General features: G+C 63.8%; 16 protein-coding genes. 7 read left to right on the top strand and 9 right to left on the bottom strand.

Annotated elements, in window-relative coordinates; translation table 11 throughout:
- Positions 1–4: 4 nt before the first annotated feature.
- A complete protein-coding gene (locus ACSFC7_RS16330; RefSeq protein WP_436343886.1) occupies positions 5–379 on the bottom strand; it encodes a PIN domain-containing protein in 375 nt (124 codons plus the stop codon).
- A complete protein-coding gene (locus ACSFC7_RS16325) occupies positions 380–610 on the bottom strand; it encodes an AbrB/MazE/SpoVT family DNA-binding domain-containing protein (protein WP_436343885.1) in 231 nt (76 codons plus the stop codon).
- Positions 611–1,169: 559 nt separating this feature from the next.
- On the opposite strand from ACSFC7_RS16325, the gene ACSFC7_RS16320 reads away from it, so the two are divergent.
- A complete protein-coding gene (locus tag ACSFC7_RS16320) occupies positions 1,170–2,345 on the top strand; it encodes a hypothetical protein (RefSeq protein WP_436343884.1) in 1,176 nt (391 codons plus the stop codon).
- Positions 2,346–2,416: 71 nt separating this feature from the next.
- Entirely contained in the window at positions 2,417–3,163 is a 747-nt protein-coding gene (locus tag ACSFC7_RS16315) for a competence/damage-inducible protein A (RefSeq protein WP_436343883.1), read from the top strand.
- A 19-nt stretch (positions 3,164–3,182) separates the two neighbouring features.
- On the opposite strand, the gene ACSFC7_RS16310 is transcribed toward ACSFC7_RS16315, so the two are convergent.
- The gene (locus ACSFC7_RS16310; RefSeq protein WP_436343882.1) at positions 3,183–3,455 is read right to left on the bottom strand and encodes a DUF7521 family protein; all 273 of its coding nucleotides are present in this window, start codon (positions 3,453–3,455) and stop codon (positions 3,183–3,185) included.
- A 72-nt stretch (positions 3,456–3,527) separates the two neighbouring features.
- A complete protein-coding gene (locus ACSFC7_RS16305) occupies positions 3,528–3,878 on the bottom strand; it encodes an ArsR/SmtB family transcription factor (RefSeq protein ID WP_436343881.1) in 351 nt (116 codons plus the stop codon).
- 290 nt (positions 3,879–4,168) lie between these two features.
- Between ACSFC7_RS16305 and ACSFC7_RS16300 the strand changes: the two genes are divergently transcribed.
- Positions 4,169–4,369, top strand: coding sequence for a DUF7835 family putative zinc beta-ribbon protein (locus tag ACSFC7_RS16300; protein WP_436343880.1), 201 nt, complete (start codon positions 4,169–4,171; stop codon positions 4,367–4,369).
- An 18-nt stretch (positions 4,370–4,387) separates the two neighbouring features.
- Here the strand turns inward: ACSFC7_RS16300 and ACSFC7_RS16295 are convergent, their stop codons facing one another.
- Positions 4,388–5,050 carry a metal-dependent hydrolase gene (locus ACSFC7_RS16295; protein ID WP_436343879.1) on the bottom strand — a complete coding sequence of 221 codons (663 nt, stop codon included), beginning with the start codon at positions 5,048–5,050 and terminating at the stop codon, positions 4,388–4,390.
- A 153-nt stretch (positions 5,051–5,203) separates the two neighbouring features.
- On the opposite strand from ACSFC7_RS16295, the gene ACSFC7_RS16290 reads away from it, so the two are divergent.
- A complete protein-coding gene (locus ACSFC7_RS16290; protein WP_436343878.1) occupies positions 5,204–5,914 on the top strand; it encodes a helix-turn-helix domain-containing protein in 711 nt (236 codons plus the stop codon).
- Positions 5,915–5,923: 9 nt separating this feature from the next.
- The gene (locus ACSFC7_RS16285) at positions 5,924–6,121 is read left to right on the top strand and encodes a hypothetical protein (protein WP_436343877.1); all 198 of its coding nucleotides are present in this window, start codon (positions 5,924–5,926) and stop codon (positions 6,119–6,121) included.
- A gap of 10 nt (positions 6,122–6,131) precedes the next feature.
- Here the strand turns inward: ACSFC7_RS16285 and ACSFC7_RS16280 are convergent, their stop codons facing one another.
- The 4 genes from ACSFC7_RS16280 to ACSFC7_RS16265 form a co-directional block, all read right to left on the bottom strand.
- A complete protein-coding gene (locus tag ACSFC7_RS16280; RefSeq protein ID WP_436343876.1) occupies positions 6,132–7,277 on the bottom strand; it encodes a GIDE domain-containing protein in 1,146 nt (381 codons plus the stop codon).
- 90 nt (positions 7,278–7,367) lie between these two features.
- Positions 7,368–7,751, bottom strand: a complete 384-nt coding sequence (gcvH, locus tag ACSFC7_RS16275; RefSeq protein WP_436343875.1) for a glycine cleavage system protein GcvH — start codon at positions 7,749–7,751, stop codon at positions 7,368–7,370.
- 2 nt (positions 7,752–7,753) lie between these two features.
- Entirely contained in the window at positions 7,754–8,872 is a 1,119-nt protein-coding gene (gene gcvT / locus ACSFC7_RS16270) for a glycine cleavage system aminomethyltransferase GcvT (protein WP_436343874.1), read from the bottom strand.
- A gap of 153 nt (positions 8,873–9,025) precedes the next feature.
- On the bottom strand, positions 9,026–11,149 hold the full coding sequence (locus ACSFC7_RS16265; protein WP_436343873.1) for a S8 family serine peptidase: 2,124 nt from the start codon (positions 11,147–11,149) through the stop codon (positions 9,026–9,028).
- A 318-nt stretch (positions 11,150–11,467) separates the two neighbouring features.
- On the opposite strand from ACSFC7_RS16265, the gene ACSFC7_RS16260 reads away from it, so the two are divergent.
- Positions 11,468–11,944: an NYN domain-containing protein gene (locus ACSFC7_RS16260; protein WP_436343872.1), complete on the top strand. Its 477-nt coding sequence runs from the start codon at positions 11,468–11,470 to the stop codon at positions 11,942–11,944.
- 121 nt (positions 11,945–12,065) lie between these two features.
- Positions 12,066–14,819, top strand: coding sequence for a PAS domain-containing protein (locus ACSFC7_RS16255; protein ID WP_436343871.1), 2,754 nt, complete (start codon positions 12,066–12,068; stop codon positions 14,817–14,819).
- Positions 14,820–14,854: the final 35 nt, after the last annotated feature.

The following is a 14,854-nucleotide window of genomic DNA, read 5'->3' as shown; positions in this document are numbered from 1 at the left end:
AGCGTCACTCCTCGTCGATCGTCTTCAGGTCGAGACGGGACGTAACGTCTTCGTACGTGTCGTCGCTCGAGACGATAGTATCGCCGTCCGATTCGACGAGGTGGAGCGCGTCGAACGGCGTGAATCCGTGATCTTCGACGTAGGTTGCCGCGGCGACGACCGTATCCACGTCCCCGCGTACGTCGACGAGGGTGGCAGCGTTCGTGACGACGCGTTCGGTATCTCGGTCCTCTCGGTAGGCGACCATGAGGAGTTCGATGAGCGTGAACTGCGACGTCCACAACTCGTCCCGCTGGTCCCGGTACACCGACTCGGCGGCATCGCCGAGCCAGTCGTCGTCCTTGATCAGGGCGAGGAGGAAATCCGTTTCCGCGTACATTTACCGTCCGCCCTCGTCGAGCGCTGCCTCACGCGCCTCTTCACGAAGTTCGTCGGCCGACTTCTCGACGTCCGCGAACTCGTCTCTGAGTGCCTTGAGCGGGTCGTCGGCGACCGGCACTAACTTGATCCCGTCGGGAAGCTGCACGATGTGATACCGGTCGCCGTATCGCTCTCGGACTTCCTTCGGGAGCGTGAGACGACCGCGGTCGTCCAGCGCTACGTCGGACATATCTCGGCGTACGGTGGGCGAAAGTAAAAACATTCCCCAGATGAGCCACGATACCCATCACCTGTCGGAACGCGTCCCCTCATCCACGAACGAACCACAGGTATTCTCAGGATAGCCGATACATCGCACGTCCATCACGTTCTACCGATCACCAGGTACAGTCGCTCATTGAAGTGTGGGTGGGGTGAGTCGCTAGCGGTTGCGGAGCGTCACTCCTCGGTAACGGAGTTCCGATCGAGACGCGGTGCGAACGACTCGGCTGCCTCATCAGTCGTTCGAGTCCCACGACCCCGAACAACTACCGCGTAGCTAGCCTCCTCGAGACCAACTGTTCGTTACCGACATCGGTAATCGTATCGTACTCCGTTTACATCCGTCTCGGAACGTGATCGGTTAGACGGCATAAGCACATTCATGAAATTTTTGATATCGTGTGTGCGTGAAAGTTGAATAGTGCCGTTATACGCCGCCATAGACCGGTCAGATAGGACATGATGAACATAATCAGATGTGACAGATTAGACATAGTTTGATGTGTGGTGACCACGATACGTCGGCTATGGAACGGCGCACGTTTATCGCGACCGCGGGAATCGGGATCGGAGTCGGGGTCGCTGGCTGTCTGGATGCTGGGGGGACCGCTGACGAGGGGGACGAGACGACGGCGATCGACGAGGGCGATACCGAGAGCCACGGGTCGACGACGATCCCCGCGACGTTCGAGGTAGCGTCGACGGCGACGAACTCCCCCGTCGGGGGCGGGGAGTTGCTCGTCGTGGATGCGACGATCGAAAACGTCGGCGACGAGGAAGGAACGACCGACGTCGACCTCGTCGTCGGTCACACTCCCGCCGTCGAAGACAGTCAGATGCTGACACTCGGACCGGGCGAGACGGCCGATCTCACTCTCGAATTTCAGGCGGGCTACCCCGCGGGCGATACCGAGGAGTTCCCCGTCTGCGTGGACACGGGGGCCCACGAGGCCTGCGAGACGGTCGTCGTCGGGGAAGAGGGCGGAAACGGGGACCCCGATCCCGGGGAGGACGTCACGTTCGAATCGTGCGAGCGAGCGATCGTTAGTGGAACGTTCGAGGAGGGCGACATCGCCTACGCGAGTACGGGATTCTACACGGAGTCGGGCTTCGGCAATACGATCATCGAGGACGGCATTACCATCGGCGAGGACGTCGCGCCGTTTACCGGAACGATCACCTTCGAAATTGCGGACGAGCGGGCCGTCTCCGAGGGCGTAGACGGAGTCATCGTCACCGTGCCCGAATACGGGGAGTACGGTACCGCGATCACCGGACTGACGACCGATCCGGACGACTACGTCGGGGCCGGCATCACCCACTCGAATCCGCACGCGGAGGAGTGCCTCGCCGAGTTCGAATCCGAGTGGGAAGACGAGACCGGCCAGAACGGGGACCCGATCCCCGCGACGTTCGAGGTGACGTCGATGGCGACGAACTCCCCCGTCGGGGGCGGGGAGTTGCTCGTCGTCGACGCGACGATCGAGAACGTCGGCGACGAGTCCGGGACGACCGACGTCGACCTCGTCGTCGGTCACGATCCCGCCATCGAAGACAGCCGGATGCTGACGCTCGAGGCGAGCGAGACGGCCGACCTCACCCTCGAGTTCCGGGCGGGCTATCCCGCGGGCGACAGCGAGTCGTTCCCCGTCTGCGTCGACACGGGGGCACACGAGAGTTGCGAGACCGTTACGGTCGAGTGAGTCACGACAGGAGCCCGGTTCGCAGCGGCAGGTAGCGCAGGCGCTAACTGTCGCGACGCCGAACGGCCAGTATGAACGTCGCGATCGTCACCGTCGGCGACGAGTTGCTCGCCGGCACGACGACGAACACGAACGCCGCCTGGCTGGCGACCCGGATAACCGAGCGCGGGAGCACCGTCGAGCGAATCCTGACGATCCCCGACGATCGAGCGCTCATCGCCGACTACGTCGCTCGCTGGGCCGACGCGTTCGACGCCGTCATCGTCACCGGCGGGATCGGCGGCACGCCCGACGACGTCACCGTCGAAGCCGTCGCGGACGGACTGGGCCGCGATCTCGTCGTCCACGAGCGGATCAGGGATCGACTGCTCGAGAAGGCCGCAGCGTTCCGCGACGAGAATCCGGACCTGGTCGACGAGTACGATCTGGACCTCGATCTCGACGCCGCGGCGTCGATCCCCGAGGGCGCGACGCCGCTCGTCACCGACGCGGGGTGGGCCCCGGGCTGCGTCGTGGACAACGTCTACGTCTTCGCCGGCATCCCCGACGAGATGCAGGAGACGTTCGAGGCGGTCGCCGACGAGTTCCGGGGCGACGCCGTCGCCCGAACGGTTTACACGCCCGCACCCGAGGGGTCGCTGCACGATGCGCTCGAGGGCGTGACCGACGAGTTCGACGTCACCGTCGGCAGCTATCCGCGCAGCGAGGATCGCCCGGGTCGAATTCGCGTGCGCGGCACGAACGAGCACACGGTCGAGGCGGCGATAGCGTGGTTCGAGGATCGCGTCGAAACGACCGACTCGCCTGCGTCGGAGTGACGGTAATCCGGACCGGCGCTCACCGATAGAGAGAGAGATAGAGCATCCCGAACCCGACGATGAAGGGGACCGTCTCGGCGATGTAGAACACCGTCGGCGCCGACGAGAGTTGTGAGTTGATCGTCGTGAGTCCGACGCCCATACTGAGAAACGCGAACCCGATGAACGCGGACTCCAGTCGTTTCGATTTGGTCTGAGTGTACGATTGAAAGCTAATGAGCGTCAGTCCGAGCGAGAGCGCGAAGACGGCCATCTGCATCAACATCAGCACCGCGTCGGTTATCTCGTTCATTCGGACTCACCGATCCACGGCTGCAGCGTGCCTCCGACCGGAGAGTGAGGTGTGCCGTACATCTGTCGGGTGTTATTTCACACCGAGTTCGTCCCAGAGCTTCGTGAACCGGTCCGGGAGGTTCTCTTCCCGAAAGATACGCACGTCGTACTCGTCGTCTTCCAGCGAGATGACGGTGCTGTTGAAGTTACACGTGTACTCCTTGTAGTGGTTCCCGTCGTCCGCGACGAGGGTTCGATCGTCGATCAGGTCGTTCTCCTCGAGCAGTTCGAGGCGTCGATAGATCGTCGGCTGGGAGAGCTCTAGTCGTTCGGCGAGTTCTTTCGCCGAGCCGGGTTTGCGGCTGACCGAGGCGAGGACGGTTCGAGCGTGCTCGTCCCCGATTGTATTCAGAATTTCCTCGATAGAGGACTCGTCATCCATATGGTCTGCGTTGGGGGACTCATAACAAAAGGTTTTCCGGGTAACGCTGAAACTCAGTTCGTCGAATAGGTCGGCGAACGAACGACCGCCAGTGACGGGGAATCGGATCCGAACGGGCTGTAACCGGAGGTTCGATTCCAGCAGTTGGCGTTGACCCACTAATGACTTGTTTCTGATACGTCGGTGATCGAGCGGGGTATTTTCAGTTTGAGATAACACCTATTTATACCCCTTCTCGCGCTCCGAAGCCAGTGACGCCGATATATCGTGGATGGCTCTAATGGGCAGATATGGCAACGACAGGTGGCGTATCAAACGGGATGACCGAACCGTGTGACGTCTGTGAAACCAACACCCTTCACGAGGTTAGCATCCAGCTCGTGACAGAAAGCATGAACGAAGACAACGCGCAGTACTCTCGCGAACCCTACCGAGTTCGGGAGTGCACACGGTGTGGCAACCGCGACAGTCAACGAATGAACAACGCGTAACCAGTTCGTATTCCCTTACTACTGGTTTTTCTCGGCGTTTCGAGTCGTCTCGAGGATTCGGAACGCCACGGTTAGGAAACTGGCGACGACGAGCACGAGCTGTTCCCCGGTCTCCGCGACCGGGAACGTTCGTTCGGCACCCGAGGACGACTCGCCCGGCGTCGGATTGAATCCGGTCGAGTAGTACATCTCTTCCGTCGACCCCCGTACCGTCGACTCGTCCATCGCTCCGGTTACGGTGTCGAACTCGACGAACGTCTGGACGATACCGCGGTGGTTCGAGACGATCAGTTTTCCAGAGAGGTCGTAGAACTGGTCGTGCAGCGGCCAGAGGAGATTCACACCGGTGTAAAAGGCATCCAGCAAGACGTGTGCGAGTAGTACCGTGACGAGGGTAACCCAGGCGATCCGATAGCCGTACGCACCCCAGCGCTCGAGAACGAACGACGATTCGCGAAGTGTGACGTCCCAGAGGAGCACGACGGCCGGGACGAGCACGATCCAGACGTTGTGAAACAGCGCCCGGTGTGCCCCCGGCATATAGAACCCGATCAGCGTATCGAGGTCGACACTCGCCACGACGAACATAACGAAACAGATCGCCTTCGCGTCGAACCGATCGCCGAGTAACGCCGTCCCGAGTAATCCACCGAGGGCGACGTGAACGACAACAGATGGCATACCACCCGTTGCCACAGTATCGCGTTTCAGTCTTGGGCTCGTTTTCGTCCAGAGAGACAGTTTATTGACAGATACGGTGACTGTCATCTCGACGAACCGTCGACGACGACTCGTATTCAGTAGCTACTTGAGTCGACCGTCCGACCGTCGCGTATGAGCGGCCGTGGGCCAAAACGAGAACTCGCGGAGAAGATAGCCGGGGAGATCACGCTGAGCGACGATCCCGGCGCCACCTTGCGCAAGTGGCGGACCGATTTCGATATCTCGCAGACCGATCTGGCGTCGGAGCTGGACATCTCGTCGTCGGTCATCTCCGATTACGAGAGCGGGCGCCGCGAGAGCCCCGGTATCGGCGTCGTGCGGCGACTCGTCAGGGGATTGCTGGCGATCGACGAACGACGGGGCGGCGACCGCATCCGACAGTACGGTCGTGTCCTGTCCGCCGGCTTCGACAGCGACGTCGTCTACGACCTCCAGGAGTACGCGACCTCGATCCCACTCACGCGACTCCACGACGACCTCGACGCGACCGTGGTCTCCCCGGGCAACACCGATCACATCAGCGGCCACACGGTGATCGACAGCATCGAGGCGATCACCCGCCTCTCGAGCGAGGAGTTCTTCCGACTCTACGGCCAGAGCACGAATCGCGTGCTGGTGTTCACCAACGTCACCCGCGGCGAAGGCGTCGGCATCGCCCTTCGAGTGCTCAACCCGACGCCGAACGCCGTGATCCTCCACGGCCTCGAGGAGGACGAACTGTGGGACCACGCGGCGGAACTCGCCCGCATCGACGGCTACTCGCTCGCCGTGACGAACACGGGGTTAGACGAGATACTCGAACGACTCGCCGGCCTCGAGTGAGGAAGAGCGATGCTCGAGCGCCTCGACTGGACGGAGCGACTGACGGTCGCGGTGACGGCCGTCTTCGCCGTCACGATGGCGGTGACGATCTGGCTGAACAGCGCGGTCCTGTGGGTGATCTGGGGGGCTGCGATGGTGGTCCTCGCGGGTAGTGCGCTCGTCCTGGTGAACCGGTCCGACCGACCGTCGGACGGGACTGCGGACTGAACCGATTCGGTTAGCCGTGTCCGGCCAGGAGCCACAGGAGTCCGAGACCCGTCCCTGTCGACGCGACAGCCGCGAGCGCACAGCCAGTGACCGTTCGCCCGAAGTGTCGCTCGACACGGCATTCACAGCCGCTGGCGACGACGAATTCTGCGAACGAGTCGCCGTTCGTGATCGTCGAGAGCGTCGTCGAACGTGACTCGATCGCCGACGTCCGTCCGGATCCGGCGTGGCTCTCGTGGTCGTCGGAATTCCCACGCACAGTGACCGCCGCTTCGTCGACCGATTCGACGGTCCGTTCGGGACGAGCGACGCCGATGACCGACAGTTCGTCACCCGGTTCGATCCTCGTTTCTCGGTAGCGCTCTCGGTGCTCGGTCGGCTCGTACTCGGTCTCACGGACGAGATACCGGAGCAGCGAACCGGACGGGCGGTCGCCGCCGGGGACGACCGTCGTCGTCTCGGTCTCGAGTCGGAGCGCGGCGTCCGTCGGGTCGACGGCGACCCGGCCGGTCTCGTCCTCGAGGGCGAACGTCGTTCGGACGTCGTCGACGGGAATCGTTTCACGAAACGCCGACGAGAACAGGTCGGTGGAACCGCCGGTCCCGGAGCTGTCGTCGTTCGGCGTCGACTCGTCTTCGAAGAGGTCTCGAGCGACGGTCAGCTCGTAGCAGACGGCGTCGCGACCGGAGAGAGGTGCTTCGAGCGAGTCCGTCGACGCTCGAACCGTTCCCGAGACCTGAACGCGGCCCGTCTCGACGTCGCCGGCGTCGACGACGGCGGTCCGGCGGACGGCGGCGTACGACCGGAGAGCGGTCACCGCGCCGCCGGCGTAGTAGAATCCGGACCAGACCGCGGCGAAACCACCGACCAGCAGAACGATAGCCAGCCGTCGTTCGCCTCGAGAGCCGCCGAGAGGAACCGGGTACGTGTCGCCGAGCGCGAACGGGAGCCAGGCGACGACCGTCGCGAGCAGCGTGAGCAACGCGTACTGGCGGATACCGAGGTCGATGCGCTGGCTCCAGGGGAGCCCGGAGCTCTCGCTGTACGCGGCGAGACCGACGCCGACGAACCAGACGTGGAGGAGCAAGAGAAGTGCGAGGAGGTCCAGTCCGGTGATCGGCGAGAACGCGACGGCGCCCGGTGACGTTACCGACATAGTCTCCTACTACGGACGCTGAGATGTGAGAGAAGATACAGCTTTCGGAGTGACGGCGCCGGGTTCGCGTGCGTCGGCGCAGGGCGACACTCAGGCGATCTGCTCCTCGTACTCCTCGGCGCTCAGCAGGGCCTCGAGTTCGTCGGTATCGTCGGCGTCGATCTCGAGCATCCAGCCCTCTCCGAAGGGATCCTCGTTGACGAGTTCGGGGGCGTCGAACAGGTCCTCGTTGACGGCCGTTACCTCGCCGCTGACCGGCGCGTAGAGGTCCGAGACGGCCTTGATGGACTCGATGACGCCGAACTCCTCTTCCTGCGTGAGGTCGTCGCCCTCGTCGGGGAGTTCGACGAAGACCACGTCGCCGAGTTCGTCCTGCGCGAAGTCGGAGATGCCGACCCGGACGGTGCCGTTTTCCTCGAGTGCCCACTCGTGCGATTCCAGATAGCGTCTGTCGTCGGAAATTTCGAAGCTCATAGTTATACGGTATCGATGAACGGCGTCGTTTCAACTCTTGCCTTTTTGGACTGACCGCGGACGACGACCTGCAGGGTCGTTCCCGGCTCCGCGTACTCGGTCGGGACGTAGCCGAGACCGATCGCTTTCTCGAGCGACGGGCTCATCGTCCCGCTCGTGACGGTGCCGACGACCCGGCTCTCGCTGTTCGTGATGTCGTAGCCGTGACGGGGGACGCCGCGGTCGATCAACTGGAAGCCGACGAGTTGCTCCTCGACGCCCGCCTCGCTGACCTGCTCGAGGGCGTCCCGACCCACGAACTCGGTGTCCAGATCGACCGTGAAGCCGATCCCGGCCTCGTAGGGGGTTCGCGGGTTCGACTCGAGATCGAAGTCCTGGCCGGCGAGCAAGAGTCCGGCCTCGATCCGCAGCGTGTCTCGAGCGCCCAGGCCGCAGGGCTGGCAGTCGAACAGCGACCAGATCGCCTCGGCTTCCGACCAGGGAACGATCAGTTCGAAGCCGTCCTCGCCGGTGTAGCCCGTCCGGGCAATCCAGCACCGAACGTCGTCGATCGTCCCGTACTGGGCCTCGAACCGGGAACGGTCGGTGACCGACTCCTCGGTTACGTCCGCGACGAGATCGGCGGCGTTCGGTCCCTGAACCGCGAACATGGCGTACTCGTCGGTTCGGTTGTCGACGGTCGCCTCGAGGTCCCACTCGTTCCGGTAGCTGATCCACCGCTCGTGGGTCGCCTCGTCGGTTCCGGCGTTGGGAACGAAGAGGTAGGTCGACTCGCCCGCTCGAGACGCCTCCGACGTCTCGCCGTCCGGCAGCCGGTAGACGACGGTGTCGTCGATGATGATTCCCTCCTCGTCGGTGATCGCGGCGTACTGGGAGTCACCGACCGCGAGTCGGCCGACGTCGTTCGAAGTGAGCCGTTGCATCAACTCGGTCGCGTCCGGTCCGGTGACGTGAATCTGGCCCATGTGCGAGACGTCGAAGACGCCGACATCCTCGCGGACGGCCTCGTGTTCCGTTCGAATCGAATCGAACTCGACCGGCATATCCCAGCCGCCAAACTCCGTGAACTTCGCGCCTCGTTCGGCGTGAACCCCACGTAACGGCGGCGTCTGAAGCGGCATATGCGAGTCATCACCCGCGGAGTAGTAATGTCTTTTCGTCGGTCGGTGGGGAACGCGGGCGATTCGTGCATCTCAGTCGGCCCAGCGAGTGAGCGAGCCTGCACCGATCCGTGACCGACTCGAGTCCGCCGAGCCGGTGTAACTACCGGCCGGTTATCGACCCCGTTCGTCGATGCGTAACTCGTACTCGCCGCTGCCGCTATCGGCGTAGACCTGGATCCCGATCTCTTCGTCGCCCGAGAGCTCGAGCGAGACCTCCTCGGACGCGCCCGAACCCTCCGACGACTCGTCGTGGATCCACCTGTTGGGTGAGCGACCGCTGGTATTCACGTAGAGATCGAAGGTGGCGTTCGACGGTCCCTCGAGCGTGAGCGTCGCCGAGCACGGGTCGTCCGTCCGAAGCGAGTAGGTGTACCGGTCGCTGTCACCCACCCAGCCGGCGTCGAGTTCGCCGTCGAAGCGTTCGCTCGCGGTCTCGTTGCCGCACCTGGGTTCCTCGTCCTCATCGTCGTTATCGTCCTCGTCGTCGTTGGGGTCGTTATCGTCGTCGGAGTCGTTATTGTCATCCTCGTCGGGTTCGTCGTCGGAGTCGTTATTGTCGTCCTCGTCAGGATCGTTGTCGTCGGGGTCACCACCAGTTTCGTCGATAACCTCCTCGACGGTCATCTCCTCCCTGTCGAGTTCGAGCCACATCACGTCGGGCTGGTCGATCTCGATCGACGTCACCGGACCGGTGACGGTGAAGGCGTCTCCGTATCCGCCGCCGGTGACTCCGCCGGCGCGGACCGTCTCGCCTTCGTCGTCGATGAAGTCCACGCCGGTGTACGTGCCGCCCTCGATGCTTCTGCCGGACGGACTGTCGTAGGGTGCCTCGGTGAACTCGACGGTCCCCTCGGCCGTAAACTCGTACTCCGCGTTGCTGGCATCGGGTTCGGTCACGAACGCGAGCAGGCGACCCGGAGCCTCGTCTCGTTCGTCTTCGTCGCCGTCTTCCTCGCCGTCGCGCTCGTCACCGTCGTATCCCTCGGGAACGGTGGTCACCGCCTCGCCGGCGTCGACGCGACCGTAGCCCTGCGCGTTCGAGGAGAGTCCGACGTCGACGGCCGTCGACTGCAGGTGCTCGCGCACCTCGTCACTCGAAAGTCCCGGATAGGCCGACAGCACCAGTCCGGCGACGCCCGCGACGACGGGTGACGCCATCGACGTGCCCGACATTCGAGAGTAATTGTCCCAGGGGACCGCCGAGATGACGCGGGACCCGGGTGCAGCGAGGTCGATTTGCGACCCTCTATTGGAGAACGATGCGAGCGAATTGCTGCTGGTGAGCGCCGAGACGGCGACGACCTCGTCGTAGGCTGCCGGGTACGCGACGCCGTACGACCCCGAATTACCGGCGGCCGCGACGAGCAACACACCGTTATTGTCGGCGTATCGACAGGCCTCCCGGAGCGTCCGGTAGCTGCTCGAGGCACCCAGCGAGAGGTTGATGATATCCGCACCGGCGTCGACCGACCACTGGACCGCGTCGGCGATGTCGGAGAGCGAGCCCTGTCCCCGCTGATTGAGCGCTCGAGCGGAGAGCAACGAACAGTTGCTGATCCCGGCGTGGCCGGTGCCGTTGTCCGTTCCGCCGCCGGCGATGCCGCCGACGTGGGTTCCGTGTCGTTCGTCGCCGGCGGTCGGGTACGGATCGTTGCCGCCACTGACGAACTCGTTACCGTGGTTCGAGACGCTGTCGTCCATACTCTCCTCGAGCACCGGGTGATCGTACTGGATGCCCTGATCGACGATGGAGATAGTGACGTCGTCGCTCCCGTAGGTCGTCTCCCACGCCGTCTCGCAGTTGACCTGCTGGGGCGCGTGCTGGCTGCTGTAGTGGGGGTCGTTCGGTGCACCGAGGGCCTCGAAAGTTGCGTTCTCCTCCGCGTACTCGATCTGATCGACGCTCGAAAGCGCCTCGATGATCGTCTCGCGAGCCGATTCCGGTGTTTCCTCCGGGAGCGAAACGACCGCATAGTGGATCGTCTCGTTCGTGTGCTCGATCCACGCGTCGCCGGGAATCTGCGGTCCGATTTCGCTCTCGATGTCCGACACCGACGGCGAGATGCCGATGATGAGTTCGTCCTTCTTCGCCCCCGGTTCGCGACTCGGCGTCGCGCTCGCCAGCCCGCTGGAGCCGATCAGGCCACCTGCCGCGAGCGACCCCGTTCCCGTCAGAAATCTCCGTCGATTGTACGTCGTGTCCGCACCGTCGTCCGCCGGATCGTCTTGTGTCATCCGCTGACAGTCAGCAAACACTGAAATTAGTAAAATCTTATCGAACCAAGAATTTGTTTATTCAACATTGTGATCTCGAGAACGTATCAGAACGGAAAACGATTGGCAGATACCGTATGAATATGTGCAGCAACCCGTTTAAGGCCCTGTATCGTTCCAAAACAACCAACTATTCGTTGTTTTAGAACTGACAAGAGTTGGCCTACATTCGGTCACAACAGTCGATCGGCGACGAGGGTCGTTCACCGCCTGATCTGACGGCCCGGAGCGTCGTCGCGATTCGTCACACCTATTTCGCGGCCCCAGAAACGCTCGAGCATGTTCGACCGCGTTCGCGCCCGTCTGGCTCGCCTCGCAGGCCCCGATCCCGAACTCGAGACCGAGCCGACGGTGGGTCTGTTCGTCGACGGGCCGAACGTCTTTCGCGACAAGTTCGACGTCGACCTGAACGACCTTCGTGACGTCGCGGGCGATTTCGGGCGCGTCGGCGTCATTCGACTCTACCTCGACGAACACGCTACGCCGGGGCTCATTCAGGCCGCCGAAGCCCGCGGCTTCGAGGTGATCATCACCAGCGGCGACGTCGACGTCAAACTCGCCGTCGACGCGACCGCGCTGTGTAGCGAGGGCACCATCGACCGACTCGCGATCGCCTCTCGCGACACGGACTTCAAGCCCGCCCTCGAGTACGCGGGGACCGTCGGCGTCGAAACGATCGCCATCGCGCCGGGGTCGCACGGGCGATCGGACGCGTTGCAGAACGCGGCCGACGAGGCGATCACGCTCGGTTCCTGAGCACCGCGTTCGAACGGCGTCACCGTGCTATCGAGAAATGGAGCGTTCTCGTGACCGATCGAAGACGCAATCGAGAGCTAAGGGTAACGTTTACCCCGGTGCCATCGGTAGCAGAGATAGCATGGATCCTTCGTCGGCATCCGACGCGACGCTTCAGCGGCGGATTCACCAACAGGAAGTCGTCGCGGATCTCGGGCAGCAAGCGTTAGCGGTCGACGATCTCGACGAACTGATGCGCGCCGCGTCGGTCGCCGTCGCCGAGACGCTCGGCAACGAGTACTGCAAGGTCCTCGAACTCCTCCCGGGCGGAGACGAGGTGTTCCTCCGCGAGGGCGTCGGCTGGCAGGAAGGTCTCGTCGGGAACGCGACCGTCCCGACCGATCGAGACTCACAGGCTGGCTACACCCTCATCTCCAGAGAACCCGTCGTCGTCGACGATCTGCGCACCGAGGAGCGGTTTTCCGGCCCCGAGTTGCTCACCGACCACGACGTCGTCAGCGGGATCAGCGTTATTATCGGCTCGCTCGAGGAGCCGTGGGGTGTCCTCGGCACGCATACGACCGATCGACGGGAGTTCACCGATCACGACGCGAGTTTCGTCCAGAGCGTCGCGAACGTCCTCGCGTCGGCGATCGAAAACGAACGCGCGGAGACCGAGCTCGAGGAGATGTACGGGCGGATCTCGGACGCCTTCTTCTCGCTCGACAAGGAGTGGAACTTCTCGTATCTGAACGACTCGGCCCACGACCTCATCAATCCGAGCGACCGCGAACTCGTCGGGACGAACATCTGGGACGAGTTTCCGGACGCGCTCGGACGGAAGTTCGAAGCGAAGTACGAGTACGCGATGGACCGCCAGGAGACCGTCTCGTTCGAGGAGTACTACCCCGACCCGCTCGACGCCTGGTTCGAGGTCCGGGCGTATCCGTCGGAGACCGGGCTCTCGGTCTACTTCCGGGACGTCACCGACCGGAAAGAGCGGGAGCGGAAACTCCGGCAGAGCGAACGCCGCTACCGCACGCTCGCCGAACGGTTCCCGAACGGCATCGTCACGATGTTCGACGACGACCTCCGCTACACGCTGGCCGCGGGGACGGCGTTCGAGGATCTGCCCGCCGACCCCGACGACCTCGAGGGAAAACGCGTTCGAGACGTCTGGGACGGCGAGTTCGCCGAGTCGGCCGAAGCGATCTGTCGGGCCGCACTCGAGGGAGCGGAGCGAACGGCCGAACTCGAGTACGCCGGCCGGACGTGGCATATTCACGTGGTGCCCGTCGCCGACGAGACGGGGTCGGTGTTCGCCGGGATCGCGATGGCACAGGACGTGACCGAGCGGCGGGCGCGCGAACGGGACCTGCGCGAGACGAAAGCCCGACTGGAAGCGGCGACAGAAGCCGGTGCGGTCGGCACCTGGGTGTGGGAACTCGCCGAGGAGGAGATGATCACGGACGCGACGTTCGCCGAACTGTTCGGCATCGATCCCGAGACGGCACGCGAGGGCGTCGACGATGAGACGATCCTGTCGTCGATCCACGACGCCGACCGCGTGCGCGTCGAGACGATCATCGACGAGGCCCTCGAAACCTGCGGGTCCTACGAGGCGGAGTACCGCGTCCGAAACGCCGATGGAGACCTCCGGTGGATCGTCTCCCGCGGCCACGTCGAGTGCGATGCCAGCGGTGAACCCGACACGTTCCTCGGCGCCGTCACCGACATTACGGACCGAAAACGGACCGAACGGTCCCTCCAGGAACACAAAGACCAGTTCGAGACGCTGTTCGAAGTGTTACCCGTCGGCGTCGAGGTCGCGGATGCGAACGGGACCCTGCTCGAACTGAACGAGACGGCGATCGATATCTGGGGTGAGGGGCCGCCCGAGACGGACGCCATCGACGACTACGCCCGGCACTCGGGACGGTGGGCCGACACCGGCGAACCGGTTGCCGACGACGAGTGGGCGATGGTCAGGGTCCTCGACGGCGAGGAGCTCACGGACCCCCACGTCTACGAGATCGAGACCGACGACGGCGAACAGCGCATCGTCATGGCACACGGGATGCCGGTCAGAGACGCGGACGGGTCGGTTCGCCGGGGCGTCGTTACGCTCACCGACGTCACCGAGCGCCGAGCGTATCAGCGTCGACTCGAGGAGACGGTCGACCAGCTCGAGGAGTCGAACGAACGGTTAGAACAGTTCGCCTACGCCGCGAGCCACGACCTCCAGGAGCCGCTCCGGATGGTCTCGAGTTACCTGCAGTTGCTCGAGAACCGGTACGCCGCCGACCTCGATTCGGACGCCGAGGAGTTCCTCGACTTCGCCGTCGACGGCGCCGACCGGATGCGCGACATGATCGAAGGACTGCTCGCCTACGCGCGGGTCGAGACGCGCGGTGATCCCCTCGGGCCGGTCGACCTCGAGACCGTCGTCTCGGAGGTCCGCGAGCAACTGGCGCTCCGGATCGAGGAGGAGAACGCCGACGTCACCGTCGAATCGTTACCGCGGGTTCGGGGCGATGCCGGGCAGTTGCGACAGGTCTTCCAGAACCTGTTGAGCAACGCACTGACCTACAGCGGAGACGAACCGCCGCGGGTGCACGTCTCCGCGGAACGGGCGGGTGCGGAGTGGATCGTCTCGGTCAGCGACGAGGGGATCGGCATCGATCCGTCGGACGACGAACGCATCTTCGAGGTGTTCCAGCGCCTGCACAGCCGCGACGAGTACGCAGGAACGGGGATCGGCCTCGCGCTCTGTCAGCGAATTATCGAACGCCACGGCGGCGACATCCGCGTCGAGTCCGAACCCGGCGAGGGATCGACGTTCTCGGTGACGCTTCCGGCGGTACGCTCCGACGAGCGAGCGCCCGTTCGTGACTGATACCGGCCTCGACGCGACGCCGTTCGACCGGTCGT

Origin of the sequence: Natronorubrum halobium (genome assembly GCF_051351675.1) — an archaeon.
In the GTDB taxonomy this organism is placed as follows: domain Archaea; phylum Halobacteriota; class Halobacteria; order Halobacteriales; family Natrialbaceae; genus Natronorubrum.
Note: the sequence above shows the minus strand (reverse complement) of the source record. Positions and strands in the feature narration are given on the sequence as shown.